Source organism: Sphingorhabdus sp. SMR4y, assembly GCF_002218195.1.
Taxonomy (GTDB): domain Bacteria; phylum Pseudomonadota; class Alphaproteobacteria; order Sphingomonadales; family Sphingomonadaceae; genus Parasphingorhabdus.
Genome location: NZ_CP022336.1, coordinates 2,050,935 through 2,067,126, shown reverse-complemented (window position 1 = coordinate 2,067,126; position 16,192 = coordinate 2,050,935). Strand labels below are relative to the sequence as shown.

Annotated in this window: 11 protein-coding genes; 6 read left to right on the top strand and 5 right to left on the bottom strand. The window is 57.4% G+C overall.

Annotated features, from left to right (window positions below; all coding sequences use genetic code 11):
• Positions 1 to 8 precede the first annotated feature (8 nt).
• Genes msrA through SPHFLASMR4Y_RS09880 form a run of 3 tightly spaced genes read left to right on the top strand, consistent with a single transcriptional unit; the run spans position 9 to position 1,739 of the window.
• Complete coding sequence (gene msrA / locus SPHFLASMR4Y_RS09890) at positions 9 to 542, top strand: peptide-methionine (S)-S-oxide reductase MsrA (protein WP_089133393.1); 534 nt, start codon at positions 9 to 11, stop codon at positions 540 to 542.
• Between the two features lie 9 nt (positions 543 to 551).
• A complete protein-coding gene (locus SPHFLASMR4Y_RS09885) occupies positions 552 to 1,421 on the top strand; it encodes a UTP--glucose-1-phosphate uridylyltransferase (RefSeq protein WP_089133392.1) in 870 nt (289 codons plus the stop codon).
• A 48-nt stretch (positions 1,422 to 1,469) separates the two neighbouring features.
• A complete protein-coding gene (locus SPHFLASMR4Y_RS09880) occupies positions 1,470 to 1,739 on the top strand; it encodes a DUF6726 family protein (protein ID WP_089133391.1) in 270 nt (89 codons plus the stop codon).
• A 1-nt stretch (position 1,740) separates the two neighbouring features.
• On the opposite strand, the gene SPHFLASMR4Y_RS09875 is transcribed toward SPHFLASMR4Y_RS09880, so the two are convergent.
• From SPHFLASMR4Y_RS09875 to SPHFLASMR4Y_RS09865, 3 genes are all read right to left on the bottom strand, one after another.
• Complete coding sequence (locus SPHFLASMR4Y_RS09875) at positions 1,741 to 2,766, bottom strand: M48 family metallopeptidase (RefSeq protein ID WP_089133390.1); 1,026 nt, start codon at positions 2,764 to 2,766, stop codon at positions 1,741 to 1,743.
• Positions 2,767 to 3,447, bottom strand: a complete 681-nt coding sequence (locus tag SPHFLASMR4Y_RS09870) for a LysE family translocator (protein ID WP_089133389.1) — start codon at positions 3,445 to 3,447, stop codon at positions 2,767 to 2,769.
• Positions 3,448 to 3,668: 221 nt separating this feature from the next.
• Entirely contained in the window at positions 3,669 to 4,559 is an 891-nt protein-coding gene (locus tag SPHFLASMR4Y_RS09865) for a LysR family transcriptional regulator (RefSeq protein ID WP_089133388.1), read from the bottom strand.
• A gap of 125 nt (positions 4,560 to 4,684) precedes the next feature.
• Here SPHFLASMR4Y_RS09865 and SPHFLASMR4Y_RS09860 point away from each other — a divergent pair, with 125 nt between their 5' ends.
• From SPHFLASMR4Y_RS09860 to SPHFLASMR4Y_RS09850, 3 genes are all read left to right on the top strand, one after another.
• Positions 4,685 to 5,401, top strand: a complete 717-nt coding sequence (locus tag SPHFLASMR4Y_RS09860) for a pirin family protein (protein WP_089133387.1) — start codon at positions 4,685 to 4,687, stop codon at positions 5,399 to 5,401.
• A 91-nt stretch (positions 5,402 to 5,492) separates the two neighbouring features.
• A complete protein-coding gene (locus SPHFLASMR4Y_RS09855) occupies positions 5,493 to 6,074 on the top strand; it encodes an FMN-dependent NADH-azoreductase (protein ID WP_089133386.1) in 582 nt (193 codons plus the stop codon).
• A gap of 140 nt (positions 6,075 to 6,214) precedes the next feature.
• The gene (locus tag SPHFLASMR4Y_RS09850) at positions 6,215 to 7,105 is read left to right on the top strand and encodes a mannan-binding lectin (RefSeq protein ID WP_222102923.1); all 891 of its coding nucleotides are present in this window, start codon (positions 6,215 to 6,217) and stop codon (positions 7,103 to 7,105) included.
• 94 nt (positions 7,106 to 7,199) lie between these two features.
• Here SPHFLASMR4Y_RS09850 and rpoC read toward each other — a convergent pair whose 3' ends face one another.
• Positions 7,200 to 11,603, bottom strand: coding sequence for a DNA-directed RNA polymerase subunit beta' (gene rpoC, locus SPHFLASMR4Y_RS09845; RefSeq protein WP_089133385.1), 4,404 nt, complete (start codon positions 11,601 to 11,603; stop codon positions 7,200 to 7,202).
• Positions 11,604 to 11,666: 63 nt separating this feature from the next.
• Entirely contained in the window at positions 11,667 to 16,070 is a 4,404-nt protein-coding gene (gene rpoB, locus SPHFLASMR4Y_RS09840) for a DNA-directed RNA polymerase subunit beta (protein ID WP_089133384.1), read from the bottom strand.
• Positions 16,071 to 16,192 lie beyond the last annotated feature (122 nt).

Below are 16,192 nucleotides of genomic sequence, written 5' to 3'. Positions count from 1 at the left end.
GAGATACTATGGCAAAGCAGGAGGCCATTTTTGCCGGTGGCTGTTTTTGGTGCACCGAAGCGGTGTTCAACGATATTGCCGGAGTCACATCCGTTGAGAGCGGCTATATTGGCGGAGAAAAACCCGACCCGACCTACCGCGAGGTCTGTTCCGGCACGACGGGTCATGCAGAGGCGATCAAGATCGAATTCGACGATGATGTGGTCAGCTATGCCGATTTGCTCGATATTTTCTTCGCCACCCATGATCCGACGCAACTCAACCGGCAGGGCAATGATGTCGGAACCCAATACCGCTCGGCGATTTTCCCGCTCGACGAGGATCAGCGGGCTGCAGCCGAAGCCGGCATTAAGCGCGCGGCAGAAGGACGTGCAGAAGCGGTAGTGACCACCATCGAAGGGCCGGCACCATGGTATGTAGCGGAAGATTACCACCAGCAATATTGGGCTGACGAAGGACGCAGCAATCCGTATTGTGTCGCGACCATCCCTCCGAAACTACAAAAATTGCGGACCAGTTTTGCCAACAAGTTGAAGGACTAGAACAGAATTATGAAACCCATCAAAAAAGCCGTTTTCCCCGTCGCCGGTATGGGCACACGCTTTCTTCCAGCGACCAAGGTTATGCCGAAGGAACTGTTCCCGATCGTCGACCGGCCGTTGCTGCAATATGCTGTCGACGAGGCTCTGGAGGCGGGCATCGAGCAGATGATTTTCGTGAATGGCCGCGGCAAGGGGATGATCGAGGATCATTTCGACATGGCGTATGAACTGGAACGGACGATGGAGGACCGGTCGAAAGACCGTTCGGTTCTGGAGGGGACCCGGCTCACCCCCGGCGACTGTGTCTTTGTGCGGCAGCAGGAGCCGCTGGGTCTCGGCCACGCCATCTGGTGCGCGCGCGACATTATCGGTGACGAACCTTTCGCGATTTTCCTGCCGGACGAATTCATGGTCGGTTCGCCCGGATGCATGAAGCAGATGGTCGACGCCTATAACAAGCTTGGCGGCAATATCGTCTGTGCGCTCGAGATTCCGATCGAGAAAACGCCATCTTATGGTGTTATTGATCCCGGCTATCGCGACGGCCCCATCACCGAGGTCAAGGGGCTCGTCGAGAAGCCCGCGGCCGGCACGGCGCCGTCCAATCTCATCCTGCCTGGCCGCTATATCCTGCAACCGGAAGTGATGCGGATTCTGGAAACGCAGGCAGCGGGCGCAGGTGGTGAAATCCAGTTGACCGATGCAATGGCACAAATGATCGGCCAGCAGCCGTTCCACGGCATGACCTTTGACGGCAAGCGCTACGATTGCGGATCGAAACAGGGTTATGTCGAAGCCAATCTGGCAATGGCCTTGGCGCATCCGGATATGGGCAGCGACATAAGGGCGATGGCGGAGGCCATGCTGGCGGAGACCTGATCCTTGCGGCCGGCATGATGTCTATGCAGAATAATTGAGGAGTTTGTCATGCGCATATCACCCCTGTTGGCGGCGGCTCTCGTCCCTCTTCTGTTGTCCGGCTGCGTCAGCAAAATCGTGACCGCGCCGTTCCGGGCCGCCGGGACGGTCGTCGAGACGGCGGTGGATGCGACCACCCAGACCCAGTCCGAAAGGGAAGAGGATCTCGGGCGCAAGGCGCTGGCCGACCGCAAGAAGCAGCGCGATCTATGTCTCGATGAAGCCCGCGACAAGCAGGAGCGCCGCAACTGCAAGGATGCCTACAAGGACGACGATTGAGTCAGTCGGTTCCCGTCAGCAACGGTGGCGCATATTTCCCCTCGACGGGTTTCATCGCGGCCATTTTCGCGATTTCCTCCTCGAACAGCTGCACGCGTTTTTTCCAGCGATAATGGGTGGAGGCGGAGAATATACCTTTGCCATGTTCCTTGCCATAGCGCGTCCAGAATCGGATTGCGGCCTGCGGGTCATAGCCGGCGTTGGCCATCAGCCAGACCGATAGCCGGTCTGCCTCGATCTCGGTTTCCCTGATCCGTCCGGCGCTCTTGCCCAATTGCCCGAAAAAGCCGCGATTGACGTTCTGCGCGTCGAGCCTGTCGCGATGTTTGAGCAGATTATGCGCCAGTTCATGGGCGACGACTGCGGCAAATTCGTCGTCGCTCAGAAAATATTCGGCGAGCCGTGACGAGACGCTGACCAGTTTGCCATCGGCTGTAGCACTGCGGTCGGCACTGACCCGGACCTGGAACTGTCCGGGACAGGTCTGAACCGCTTCGACCGGAACAGTTTTGCTTATACCGCCTTCCGCAATCGTCAATTGCACAGTACCCGCGGCGAGCTGCTGCTGCAGGGTGCGGTTGATCGTGTCTATCCTTCGATAGGCTGGAGGCTGATCCTCCGACTCCGGTTCATCGGTCGCAATATCCTCAATTGCGATATTGTTGATTGCCAGCAGGCTATTGCCCGGTGATAATTTTGCCGCCTCGGCCGGGCTGTCCGGAGCCACCGCCGTAATTCCGATCGGAGCATCGAACCCAAGAGCGAAACGCGCGGTTTCCTGATCGGCATATTGGGCGACATCATTCAGCAGCAGACCGCTGCTAGCGGCTTTTGGATCACAGAAGGCTGCGTTGGCGGTGGTCAGGCGATAGCCGATAGCGTTCATGCGCTGGTCCAACAGTTGCAGGCCTTTTAGCGCTAAAATCGTGTCTGCATCGATCCCGTCACCAGATACCTTCTGTGCAGATAATGGCGCAGCAGCGCTGAGGACAAGGAGGGAGAGCCAGATTCGGATCATGATATGCATTTAACCCATTTTTCCTTGCGGCCAGTTGAATACATTTTGCAATGCACTGTCGGTGAGGTTCCACCAAGCCAATATCAACGCCGCACACAGCAATATTACCGCCGCGATCTTCTGAAAAACAGGCTGGGCCTGATCAGCATTGGCCAGATTGCGCGCCCTCGAAGCGAGCGCGGCATAAAAGGTCAGACCGGTGGTTTCCGTGAATATGGTCAGGGCGGCCAGGATTGCAAATTGCAGCATCAGATTTCCGCTCGGGTCGATGAACGGCGGGATGAACGCAGTGTAGAACAAGAGCGCCTTGGGATTGGACATGTGGACCGCCAGTCCATTGAACAATCCTCTTTGGAAGCTGGCTTTGCGGGCGGACTGGTTGGCGAGCTTGCGGTTTGCGCTCTTCAGCATCTGGAACCCCATCCATATCAAATAGCCGACACCGATCCAACGGAGCGCGGCATAGACGGACGGAACGGCGTTGATCAAAGCAATCAGCCCGAGGGCGGTTAGACCATACCAGATAAAATTGCCAATATTGACCCCGACAATCGGCCCAAGTGCGCCGCGCATGCCGCCCGCCGGACCGTGGGGCAGAGCATGGCTGACGGTGACCATGGTGGCCGGCCCCGGGGTAAAGCAAAACATCAGGTCAGCAACGACAAAAAGCAAGATGGTCTCGAGCGGCATTAATTTTCGGGCCTGTTTTCCTGATGAACTTTACACACTTTACACAGTTAAGAAAAAATCACCTTGGCGGTCTTTGTCGGCAAGCCAAGAGGCATCGGACATCTCCAATAACTGGCGGAAAAGCGTTTTGTATCAATAGGTAGGATCAGCATTTCATGGGTCATGGTGCAAGACTACTAAATCCCCAGGATGTAGGACAGCGAAACTGCAGACGGTGCAGTTCAGCGCAGATTGTCCTTCAGAAAATCAACCAGTGCGTCCACGCGAGCCGGTCGCAAGCGGGAAGGGGGCATGACGATATTGAGCGCGAGATCGCCCATATGATGATTGGGAAGAATGTTGACCAGATCCCCTGAGTCCAGTGCCGGCCGACAGAGGAAATCAGGCAGATATCCCACGCCCCGTCCCGCTATCAAGGCAGGCAACATTACATCGCCATTGTTGCTGCGGAACCGGCATGTTGGGCGTATATTGGTGATATGGCCATCCGGGCGGATGATCGGCCAATGCTCCGGACTCGGCGTATTCGAATAGATGAAGCAATCATGTTCGTTCAGGTCAGCTGGAATCTGCGGTTGGCCATTGCGCTCGATATAACTCGGGGCGGCAATAAAATAACCGTCCATTTTGCGGACCCTGACGGCTCGCAGGCTGCTGTCGGGGAGGGCGCCAATGCGAATGGCGCAATCAAAGCCTTCTTCGACCAGATCAACCCGCGCGTCGTTGAGCTGCAGATCGACAGTGATTTCCGGATAGGCGCACATGAAGTCGGCAATCACCGGCGCGAGATGCGAAAGGCCGTAGCTCAGCGGGGCGGCCAGGCGGACCTGTCCCTGCAGCAAATGGGTGGTATCGCGCGCGGCTTCCATCGCGGCTTCACCATCCATTGCTATTTGCCGGGCATGCGGGAGAAGGGCTTTGCCTGCTGAAGAGAGCGAAATCTTGCGCGACGTCCGGTGAAACAAAACGGTACCAAGTGACCCTTCAAGCCGGGATATTGCCTTCGAGATTGTCGGTTTCGACAGCGCCAGTTCCTGCGCAGTAGCGGTGAAGCTGCCCAGCCGCGCCACCGTCGCGAAGATCGCCCATGCTTCATAATCGGGTAATGCCATGGGAGAATATTATATAATTATCAGAAACAATCAAATTCAAAATTCGATATTTTGGAAACGGATATCTTGGCCTATCTCCCATCCAAGCAGAGCGGGAACGCAAGCCGCTCGAAAGGAGAAAGACGATGATAGAGAAACGAGAGTTCAAGGATCTGGCGTATGTCGACCACGATTGGTTGCAGGCCCGGCATCATTTTTCCTTCGGTAAATATTGGGACCCCGCCCGCATGGGCTTTGGCCCGATCCGGGTGTGGAATGATGACGAGATCCGACCGAAAACCGGTTTTCCGATGCACGGCCACAAGGATATGGAAATCATCACCTATGTCCGAGAAGGGGCCATTACCCACCGCGACAATCTCGGCAATGAAGGCCGTACCGAGGCGGGCGACATTCAGGTGATGAGCGCCGGCACTGGCGTGATGCACAGCGAATATAATCTGGAAGACGAGCAGACCCGCCTGTTCCAGATATGGATCGAACCGCGTGCTGCCGGTGGAGCGCCGCGCTGGGATGCGAAAGCTTTCCCCAAAGGCGATCGCGCCGGACAGCTGGAAATTCTGGCAAGCGGTTTCGAGCAGGATATCGATAGTGGTGCGCTGATGATCGGAGCGGATGCGCGTCTCTACGGTGCTACGCTTGGTGGCGGAACGACAATCGATCATCAGATCGCGGATGGTGCCCATGTCTATCTGGTCGGGTCCACCGGTCAGCTTCGGGTCAATGGCGAGCTGGTCGGTCCTCGCGATTCTCTGGCGATCCGGGATGTGCCGTCTCTACAGATCGAAGCCATCGATGAAGCCGAATTTGTCTTTGTCGAAGCGTGGGAGCCCCAAATTTAACTCCCCGCATCCGGAGGGACGCTCTGTATCCCCCTGACCCCCGAGCGTCCCTCTCATTTTTATTCAATCCATGCAAAAAGGTAGCAATATCATGACCCAGTCCAACAATATCCTTCGTGTCGATGCCAGTGCCCGCAAAGTCGGTTCTTCATCCCGCGCGTTAACCGATGCTGTGATCGCAAAGCTGGCTCCGGATTTTGTCGTCACTCGCGATCTTACCGACGCTCTTCCCTTTGTAACCGAGGACTGGGTAGGCGCGAATTTCACCGACGAAGCCGACCGGACGGAGGCGCAAAAGTCGATATTGGCCCTGTCGGATTCGCTGGTCGATGAAATTGTTGCGGCCGATACGCTGGTCATCGGCACGCCGATCTATAATTTCGCGGTACCGGCAGCGCTGAAGGCCTGGATCGACCTGATCGCCCGCGCCCGCAAGACATTCCAATATACTGCCAATGGCCCCGAAGGCCTGCTGACGAGCAAGAAAGCCTATGTGCTGATCGCATCGGGCGGCACCGAAGTGGGCAGCGAGATTGATTTTGCCTCCGGCTATCTGCGTCATGTCCTCGGCTTTGTCGGGATCACCGACGTGACGATTATCGCGGCGGACCAGCAGATGATGAAGGGCGAAGCTGCTCTCGATCAGGCGCTGGAAAAAGTGGCATCAGTCTGACGTCATCATCCCGCCGAGAGCCATGCAGTCCGCCAGCCGTCCCCTGGCGGACTTTTTGGTAGTTTTTCAAAGAGTCTTGGTAACCACCCCCACTTTGTGGCACGCTCTTTACGGGTCGCGCCAGATCAAATGGGGAAACCATGTATTTATTGAACAAAGCGGTGGCAATGGGCCTGACCGTTGCCGCGCTGGGACCGACATCACTGGCCTTTTCCGATGCAGCGCTTGCCCAGAGGCAGCAACAGGGTGTGAACGGATATAATGTCTCGGAGGTGCAGTTTAATGGCGGATTTTTCCGCAAAACCGGCAGGGGGCAATGGACAGAATATGGCGCGGACGGTCGTGCGAGATTCACATTCGACGAGACCGGTCGGGATGACTGGTCGGTCTATCTTGACGATCCGTCGCGCAATGTGCAGTTGCAAATAGATATCCACCGCAAATGGATCCGGCTGGGCGACAATGGCGGACCGAAGCGTGACTTCTACCGGATCGACAGCGCCTATCGCAATGATGCCCGGGTGCGGTCACCTTCTCCGGTAGCGCGAGCCGTGACCAATGGTCACAATGTCCAACAGGTGTTCTTTTCCGGCGGCAGCTTCAAGCAGACCGGGCCGGAGCGGTGGACCGAATATAATGACCGGGGACGGGCTACATTCCGCTTCATCGAAACCGGGCGTGACCAGTGGTCGGTCTATCTGGAGGACCGTTCACGCAACGTCCAATTGCAACTGGACCTGCATCGCAAATGGGTTGGCTATGGCCAAAACGGCGGTGCCAAGTCCGATCTGTACCGGATCACGTCTACATCTCGACAAAGAACGGTATTCCGGCCAACGCCCCGGCCTCGACCGCGCCCGGCGCCACCAGCGGTCAGTCGGACCCGCGATGTGAATGCAGGCCCGATCTGGAACCAGCAGGATGCAAGAACCAAATGCCCGGCGGTCGCTGCATCGCAAGGGGGCGAATGGACCGGGCAGTGGCGGACCACGATTCAGGGCAAGATGTCGGTCTGCGAGATACGCTACTAGCCCTTATACCACCGATGCGGAAACGAGATGAAAAAAGGCCCCGCTGGATCAGTCCAACGGGGCCTTTTTTTAAATCACTGCCTGACGAGGAAGACTATTCGTCGTCTTTGTCCTCGTTGGCCTGAGCAGCCTCGGTGTCTCCAGCTTCGATGCCGTCGCCCATGGTTTTCGCCATGTGCGAGTCACCGGTTGCGGCTTCATCACCTTGCGCCAGTTCGGCTTCGTGCTGTTCTTCGGCACTATCCGCAGCGATCAAGCTTTCCTCGACCGGTGTTTCACCGAACACATCTTCGGCTGTGGGCTCGGCCTCGGCAGCTGCAGCTGCAGCGGCGCTGGCTACTTCTTCCGCCTTCAGGTCGGCTGCCGCCTGCATCGCATCCAGCATTTTCTGCTGCTGCGCTCGCAGGGCCGCGTCACGGCTGGTGGCCGCAATGCGCGCACGGTTCATGCCAGCACCGGTACCGGCCGGGATCAGGCGACCAACGATCACATTTTCCTTGAGACCGATCAGCTGATCCTTCTTGCCTTCGACTGCCGCCTGGGTCAGCACCCGGGTGGTTTCCTGGAACGAGGCGGCAGAGATGAAGCTGCGTGTCTGCAGGCTGGCTTTGGTGATGCCGAGAAGAACCGGCTTACCTTCGGCAGGAACCTGCTTCTTGGTCAGCTTGGCGTTATACTCGAGCATTTCCTCCAGATCGACCTGTTCGCCCGGCAGCAGGGTGGTGTCACCACCATTGGTGATTTCAACTTTCTGCAGCATCTGACGAACGATCGTCTCGATATGCTTGTCGTTGATTTTCACGCCCTGCAGACGATAGACTTCCTGGATTTCCGAAACGAGATACTCGGCCAGAGCCTCGACCCCGAGGACTTCCAGAATGTCATGCGGATCCGGAGAACCGGAGACCAGATTGTCACCCTTCTTGACGAGATCGCCTTCCTGAACGTCGATGACCTTCGTCTTCGGCACCAGATATTCGACCGGTTCGCCTTCTTCCGGAACAATCGCGATCTTCCGTTTCGCTTTATAATCGCGAACGAATTCAATCCGTCCATCGATCTTCGCGATGATCGAATTGTCCTTCGGAATGCGCGCTTCGAACAGTTCGGCAACCCGTGGCAAACCACCGGTAATGTCACGGGTCTTCGCAGCTTCGCGAGAGACACGGGCCAGTACGTCACCGGCAGCAACCTTGGCGCCGTCTTCGACCGACAGGGTTGCACCATTGGCGAGCATGTAGCGACCGGTTTCGCCGCTGTTCTCGTCCAGCAGAGTCAGACGCGGACGGAGGTCTTCCTTGTTCGCGCCGCGACCAGAAGCCCGATATTCGGTGATCACGCGCTGCGCGATACCGGTGGCTTCGTCGGTCTGCTCGGTCATCGTCTTGCCTTCGATGACGTCCTGGAACTTGATCACACCGGGTTTCTCGGTGATCATCGGCATGGTGAATGGATCCCATTCTGCCAGCCGATCGCCCAGTTTCACCTTCTGGCCGTCCTTGACCAGCACGCTGGTACCATAGGGCAGCTTGTCGGCAGACCGTTCGCGACCGTCGTTGTCGATCACGGCGATTTCACCCGAGCGGGCAAGCGACAGGAAGCGTCCGTTCTTGTCCTCGATCACCGGCATGTCACGATACTGGACCGTACCTTCGGCAACGGCTTCCAGATTGGACTGCTCGTTGAGCTGTGCCGCGCCGCCGATGTGGAATGTCCGCATCGTCAGCTGCGTGCCCGGTTCGCCGATCGACTGGGCTGCGATAACGCCAACCGCTTCACCGATATTCACCGGAGTACCGCGGGCGAGATCACGACCGTAGCAGGTACCGCAGACACCCATTTTCGATTCACAGACCAGCGGCGAGCGAATGCGCGCGGACTGGATGCCGAGCTCCTCGATCACCAATATGGCGGCTTCGTCGAGCAGGGTGCCGGCCTTGATCACAACGCTATCGTCTTTGCTGTCGATAATATCTTCAGCCATGGTCCGGCCGAGAATACGTTCGCCCAGCGATGCGATAACCGAACCGCCCTGGACGATGGCTTTCATCTCCAGTGCATTTTCGGTGCCGCAATCTTCCTCGACGATCGTGCAATCCTGGGAAACGTCGACCAGACGACGGGTCAGATAACCCGAGTTCGCCGTTTTCAACGCCGTATCCGCGAGACCCTTACGGGCACCGTGGGTGGAGTTGAAATATTCCAGAACCGTCAGGCCTTCCTTAAAGTTCGAGATAATCGGTGTTTCAATAATCTCGCCGGAAGGTTTCGCCATCAGGCCGCGCATGCCGCCCAGCTGCTTCATCTGGGCTGGCGAACCACGGGCGCCGGAGTGGCTCATCATGTAGATCGCGTTGATCTCGCGCTCGCGGCCATGTTCGTCCTCTGGCGTCGCGGCCAGCTCGTCCATCATCGCGTTCGCAACCGTGTCACCACAGCGGGACCAGGCGTCGATCACCTTGTTGTATTTTTCCTGCTGCGTGATCAGGCCGTCCTGATACTGCTGTTCATAGTCGGCGACCAGGGCGCGGGTTTCTTCAACCGTGGCATCCTTGGAATCCGGGATGATCATGTCATCCTTGCCGAAGGAAATACCGGCACGGCATGCGTGACGGAAGCCAAGACCCATGATCGCATCGGCGAACAGGACCGTGTCCTTCTGACCGGTGTGACGATAGACCTGGTCAATCACGTCGCCGACCTCTTTCTTGGTCAGCAGGCGGTTGACGATGTCGAACGGAACCAGGTGCGATTTCGGCAGACATTCGGCGATCAGCAAGCGACCAGGCGTGGTTTCGAAACGCTTGAGAATGGGGTTACCATCTTCGTCGGTCTGAGGAACCCGGGTGGTGATCTTGGAGTGCAAGGTCACGGCGCCGATTTCGAGAGCCTGATGCACTTCGGCCATGTCGGCCAGCATCATGCCTTCGCCCGGCTCGCCTTTGCGATCCATTGTCAGATAATAGATACCCAGAACCATATCCTGCGACGGAACGATGATCGGCTTGCCGTTTGCTGGCGAGAGGATGTTGTTGGTCGACATCATCAGGACGCGGGCTTCCAGCTGCGCCTCGAGGCTCAGGGGAACGTGGACTGCCATTTGGTCACCGTCAAAGTCGGCGTTGAAGGCGGAGCAGACCAGCGGGTGAAGCTGGATGGCCTTGCCTTCGATCAGTACCGGTTCAAAGGCCTGGATGCCGAGACGGTGAAGCGTGGGTGCGCGGTTCAGCATCACAGGATGCTCGCGGATCACTTCTTCCAGAATGTCCCAGACTTCCTTGCGCTCTTTTTCGACCCATTTCTTGGCCTGCTTGAGCGTCATCGAAAGGCCCTTGGCGTCCAGGCGCGCATAGATAAACGGCTTGAACAGCTCGAGAGCCATTTTCTTCGGCAGGCCGCACTGGTGCAATTTCAGCTCGGGACCGGTCACGATAACCGAACGGCCGGAATAGTCGACGCGTTTTCCGAGCAGGTTCTGCCGGAAACGGCCCTGTTTGCCCTTGAGCATGTCGGACAGCGATTTCAGCGGACGCTTGTTGGCACCGGTGATGGTCCGGCCGCGACGGCCGTTGTCAAACAGCGCATCGACCGATTCCTGAAGCATGCGCTTCTCGTTGCGGACGATGATGTCGGGAGCGCGCAATTCCATCAGGCGCTTCAGACGGTTGTTCCGGTTGATCACGCGACGATAGAGGTCGTTGAGATCGGAAGTCGCGAAACGGCCGCCATCGAGAGGCACCAGCGGGCGCAGCTCGGGTGGGATCACAGGAATGATTTCCAGAATCATCCATTCCGGCTTGTTCCCGGAATCGATGAAGCTTTCGACCACTTTCAGGCGCTTGATGATCTTCTTGGGCTTCAGAGTAGACTTGGTCGTCCGCAGCTCTTCCATCAGATCGTCACGTTCCTGCTTCAGGTCGAGGTCCTGCAGCATGATCTTGACCGCTTCTGCACCGATGCCGGCGGAGAAAGCGTCTTCTCCATATTCATCCTGTGCTTCCAGCATTTCGTCTTCGGTCAGCAGCTGGAATTTTTCCAGAGCCGTCAAACCGGGTTCGATAACCACATAGCTTTCGAAATAGAGCACGCGCTCGAGCTGTTTGAGCTGCATGTCGAGCAGCAGGCCGATGCGCGATGGCAGCGATTTCAGGAACCAGATATGGGCAACGGGAGCGGCAAGGTCGATATGACCCATGCGTTCCCGGCGAACCTTGGTTACCGTGACTTCGACACCGCATTTTTCGCAGACGATGCCCTTGTATTTCATGCGCTTGTACTTGCCGCACAGGCATTCGTAATCCTTTACCGGACCGAAGATGCGGGCGCAGAACAGGCCATCGCGTTCCGGCTTGAAGGTCCGGTAGTTGATGGTTTCCGGCTTCTTGATTTCACCAAAGGACCAGCTGCGAATACGCTCCGGCGAGGCCAGGCCAATCTGGATCTGGTCAAAAGTTTCCGGCTTTGCGATCGGATTTGCAAAATTTGTTACTTGGTTCATGTCTTAATTCCTTTTGGGCTTTCGCCCCAAATTTCAAATGCTGGGAGGAGTGAAACTAGCGCTTCACTCCGCCGCTATCGCAATGCCGTCGTCATCATCGTCGCCGTCTTCATCTTCGTCACCGAAGCTGGAGAGCTGGACGTTGAGGCCGAGTGACCGCATTTCCTTGACCAGAACATTGAAGCTTTCCGGAACGCCGGCTTCGAATGTATCGTCGCCCTTGACGATTGCTTCGTAAACCTTGGTCCGGCCGATCACATCGTCCGACTTGACCGTCAGCATTTCCTGCAACGTGTAAGCCGCGCCGTAGGCCTGCAATGCCCAGACTTCCATTTCGCCGAAACGCTGTCCGCCGAATTGTGCTTTACCGCCCAGTGGCTGCTGCGTGACAAGGCTGTAAGGCCCGATCGAACGGGCGTGGATCTTGTCGTCGACCAGATGGTGCAATTTGAGCATGTAGATATAGCCCACGGTCACCTTGCGGTCGAACTTGTCGCCGGTCCGGCCATCGTAAAGATCGACCTGGCCGCTGCGATCCAGACCTGCCAGTTCCAGCATGTCGGAAATATCGCCTTCATGGGCACCATCAAACACCGGCGTTCCCATCGGGACACCATGGCGCAGATGGCCGACCATTTCGACGATGTCGGCCGTGTCACGGCTGTCGATATCCTCGTGATACTGCTCACCGTAGATCACCTTCAGCCGTTCCTTGACTGCATCCGGCGGTGATGCTGCCTGCGGATCGGGGTTGGCCAGCTTCCATTCTTCCAGCGCTTCGGTAACCTGCTGACCCAGACCACGTGCGGCCCAGCCCAGATGGGTTTCGAAAATCTGTCCGACGTTCATTCGCGATGGCACACCCAAGGGGTTGAGCACGATGTCAACCGGGGTGCCGTCCTCGAGGAACGGCATGTCTTCCTGTGGCAGAATGCGGGAGATAACGCCCTTGTTGCCGTGACGGCCGGCCATTTTGTCGCCCGGCTGCAGCTTGCGCTTCACCGCGACAAAGACCTTGACCATTTTCAGGACGCCCGGCGCCAGTTCATCACCGCGCTCCAGCTTCTCACGACGGTCCTCGAACCGTTCGTTGATCCGCTTGATCGCTTCGTCATATTGCTGGCGAGTGGCTTCGAAATCGGCCTGGACCTGATCGTCCTTGACGGCAATTTTCCACCAGTCGACCTGTTCCAGTTCGGACAGGCTTTCCTCGGTGATCGTGGCACCTTTCTTCATCGGCTTGGGCGCGGAGGTCGCGGTCTGGCCGATCAGCATGTCTTTCAGCGTGTTGAAGGTTGCGCGGTTGAGGATGGCGCGTTCGTCGTCACGATCCTTGGTAAAGCGGCCAATCTCCTCGCGTTCGATCGCCAGCGCGCGCTCGTCCTTGTCGATGCCGTGGCGGTTGAAGACGCGGACTTCGACCACCGTGCCGGCAACGCCGGGTGGCAGACGCAGGGATGTATCACGAACGTCGGAAGCTTTTTCACCAAAGATCGCGCGCAGAAGCTTTTCTTCCGGCGTCATTGGCGATTCGCCCTTCGGTGTGATCTTGCCGACGAGAATATCGCCAGGTTCGATTTCCGCACCGATGTAGACAATGCCTGCTTCGTCGAGGTTGCGCAGGGCCTCCTCGCCGACGTTCGGGATGTCGCGGGTGATGTCTTCGGGCCCCAGCTTGGTGTCGCGGGCCATGACCTCAAATTCTTCGATGTGGATCGAGGTGAAGACGTCGTCTTTCACGATCCGCTCGGAGATCAGGATACTATCCTCGTAGTTGTAGCCATTCCAGGGCATGAAGGCGACGAGGCTGTTCTTGCCGAGTGCCAGTTCGCCCATATCGGTCGACGGACCGTCGGCAATCGTGTCGCCCTGCTGGACGATTTCGCCAACTTTCACCAGCGGACGCTGGTTGATGCAGGTGTTCTGGTTGGACCGCTGGAATTTCTGCAGCGTGTAGATGTCGACACCGGACTTGCCGGCTTCGACTGCGCCCGATGCGCGGATGACGATACGGGTGGCGTCCACCTGATCGACGATGCCGGCGCGGCGGGCAGCGATGGCAGCGCCGGAGTCGCGAGCCACGGTTTCTTCCATGCCTGTGCCGACAAACGGCGCTTCCGCCTTTACCAGAGGCACGGCCTGACGTTGCATGTTCGATCCCATGAGCGCGCGGTTGGCGTCATCGTTTTCCAGAAACGGAATGAGCGATGCCGCGACCGAAACCAGCTGTTTCGGGCTGACGTCCATCAGCGTGATGATGTCGCGCGGCGCCATCAGGAATTCGCCAGCCTGACGCGAGGAGACGATTTCCTCGACAAAGCTGCCGTCTTCATTGAGCTCGGCGTTTGCCTGTGCGACCGTGTGCTTCTGCTCCTCCATTGCGGAAAGATAGACAACGTCATTGGTAACCTTGTTGTCGACGACTTTCCGATATGGCGTCTCGATGAAGCCGTACTGGTTGACGCGGCTGAACGATGCCAGCGAGTTGATCAGACCGATGTTCGGGCCTTCCGGCGTTTCAATCGGGCAGATACGGCCATAATGGGTCGGGTGAACGTCGCGGACTTCAAAGCCGGCGCGTTCACGGGTCAGACCACCGGGGCCCAAGGCCGAAACACGGCGTTTATGGGTGACTTCCGAAAGCGGGTTGGTCTGGTCCATGAACTGCGACAGCTGCGACGAGCCGAAGAATTCGCGAACCGTTGCAACTGCAGGTTTGGCGTTGATCAGGTCGTTCGGCATCACGGTGGATACATCGACGCTGCTCATCCGTTCCTTGACCGCGCGCTCCATGCGGAGCAGGCCAACGCGATACTGGTTTTCCAGCAGCTCGCCAACCGAACGGACACGACGGTTGCCGAGGTTATCGATATCGTCGACTTCGCCCTTGCCGTCTTTCAGATCGACCAGGGTTTTGACGACCGCGAGAATGTCTTCCTTGCGCAGGATGGTATAGTCAGCAGGCGCATCCAGTTCGAGACGCATGTTGAGTTTGACACGGCCCACGGCGGAAAGGTCGTAGCGCTCCGGATCGAAGAACAGACCTTCGAACAGGGCTTCGGCGGTTTCGCGCGTTGGCGGTTCGCCAGGGCGCATGACGCGGTAGATGTCGGACAGGGCGCCATCACGGTCTTCGGCCTTGTCGACCTTCAGCGTGTTGCGGATCCATGGACCGGTGGTGACGTGATCGATGTCGAGCAGCTCGAGCGCGTCGATGCCGGCATTGTCGATCTTCTCGAGATTTTCGGCGGTTACTTCGTCGCCGGCCTCGATATAGATCTCACCGGTTTTCTCGTTGATCAGGTCAAAGGCGCTGTAGCGACCGAAAATCTCCTCGGTCGGGATGACGATATTCGTCATGCCATCGGATTCGGCCTTCTTGGCGGCGCGCGGGGTGATCTTTGTGCCCGCTTCGAAAACGACTTCGCCGCTTTGCGCGTCGACGATGTCAAAGGTCGGCTTGATGCCGCGCCATTGTTCGGCGACGAAAGGAATGGTCCAGCCATCTTTGGCGCGCTTGTAAACGATCCGGTCGTAGAACAGGTTCAGGATGTCTTCTTCCGAATAGCCCTGCTTGACGATTTTGACGATTTCGGCGCTCTTGGTGCGGCCTTCGTCTTCGATCTTGCCGCCGTTAAATTCGATCGCGCCCATCGGTTCGCGGATGGTGATCAGGCTGCCGTCGATTTCCAGAATTTCAGCCGGCTGCTTCATGCCGCTGACACGAACCATCTCGCCGACCTTGAAATCAGGCTTCTTTTCCTTGACTTCCAGAATTGCGTCCCCCAGCGAACGCAGCAATGCGGTCACCGGCAGCTTGCGCTTGCGGTCGATACGGACGTTGACGATGTCCTTGGCGTCAAATTCAAAGTCGAGCCAGCTGCCGCGGTACGGAATGACACGGGCGGCGAAGAGGAATTTGCCGGACGAGTGGGTCTTGCCGCGGTCATGGTCAAACAATACGCCGGGCGAACGGTGCATCTGGCTGACAATAACGCGCTCTGTGCCGTTGATGACGAACGTGCCGTTCTTGGTCATCAAAGGCATGTCGCCCATATAAACGTCCTGCTCCTTGATATCGAGAACCGAGCGTGCTTCCGTTTCGGGATCGACCTCGAACACGATCAGGCGCAGCGTGACCTTCATCGGAGCGGCGTAGGTGATGCCCCGCTGACGGCATTCGTCGACATTATATTTCGGATCTTCGAGCTGATAGTTGACGAAGTCCATTTCGGCGGTACCGGCAAAATCGCGGATCGGGAAAACGCTGCGCAGCGTTTTTTCGAGGCCGGATACATATCCGATCGATGGATCCGAACGCAGAAACTGCTCATATGATTCGCGCTGAACCTCGATGAGATTCGGCATTTCGATGACTTCGTGAATGTCACCGAAAATTTTGCGAATGCGTTTCTTGCGGGTGGGGGTCGGAGCCGTCGTTTTGACCGAAGCTGCTTGGGTAGCCATAAAGTTTTGCCTTCTCGCCATCGCCGGAAAACCGGCGGAAAATCAAAATGTGGAGGCGCTTCAAGACGACAAAAGCCGCATGTCTCCCAAGGCGGGAAACTGCAGCTCTTTAGCGTCGTGAA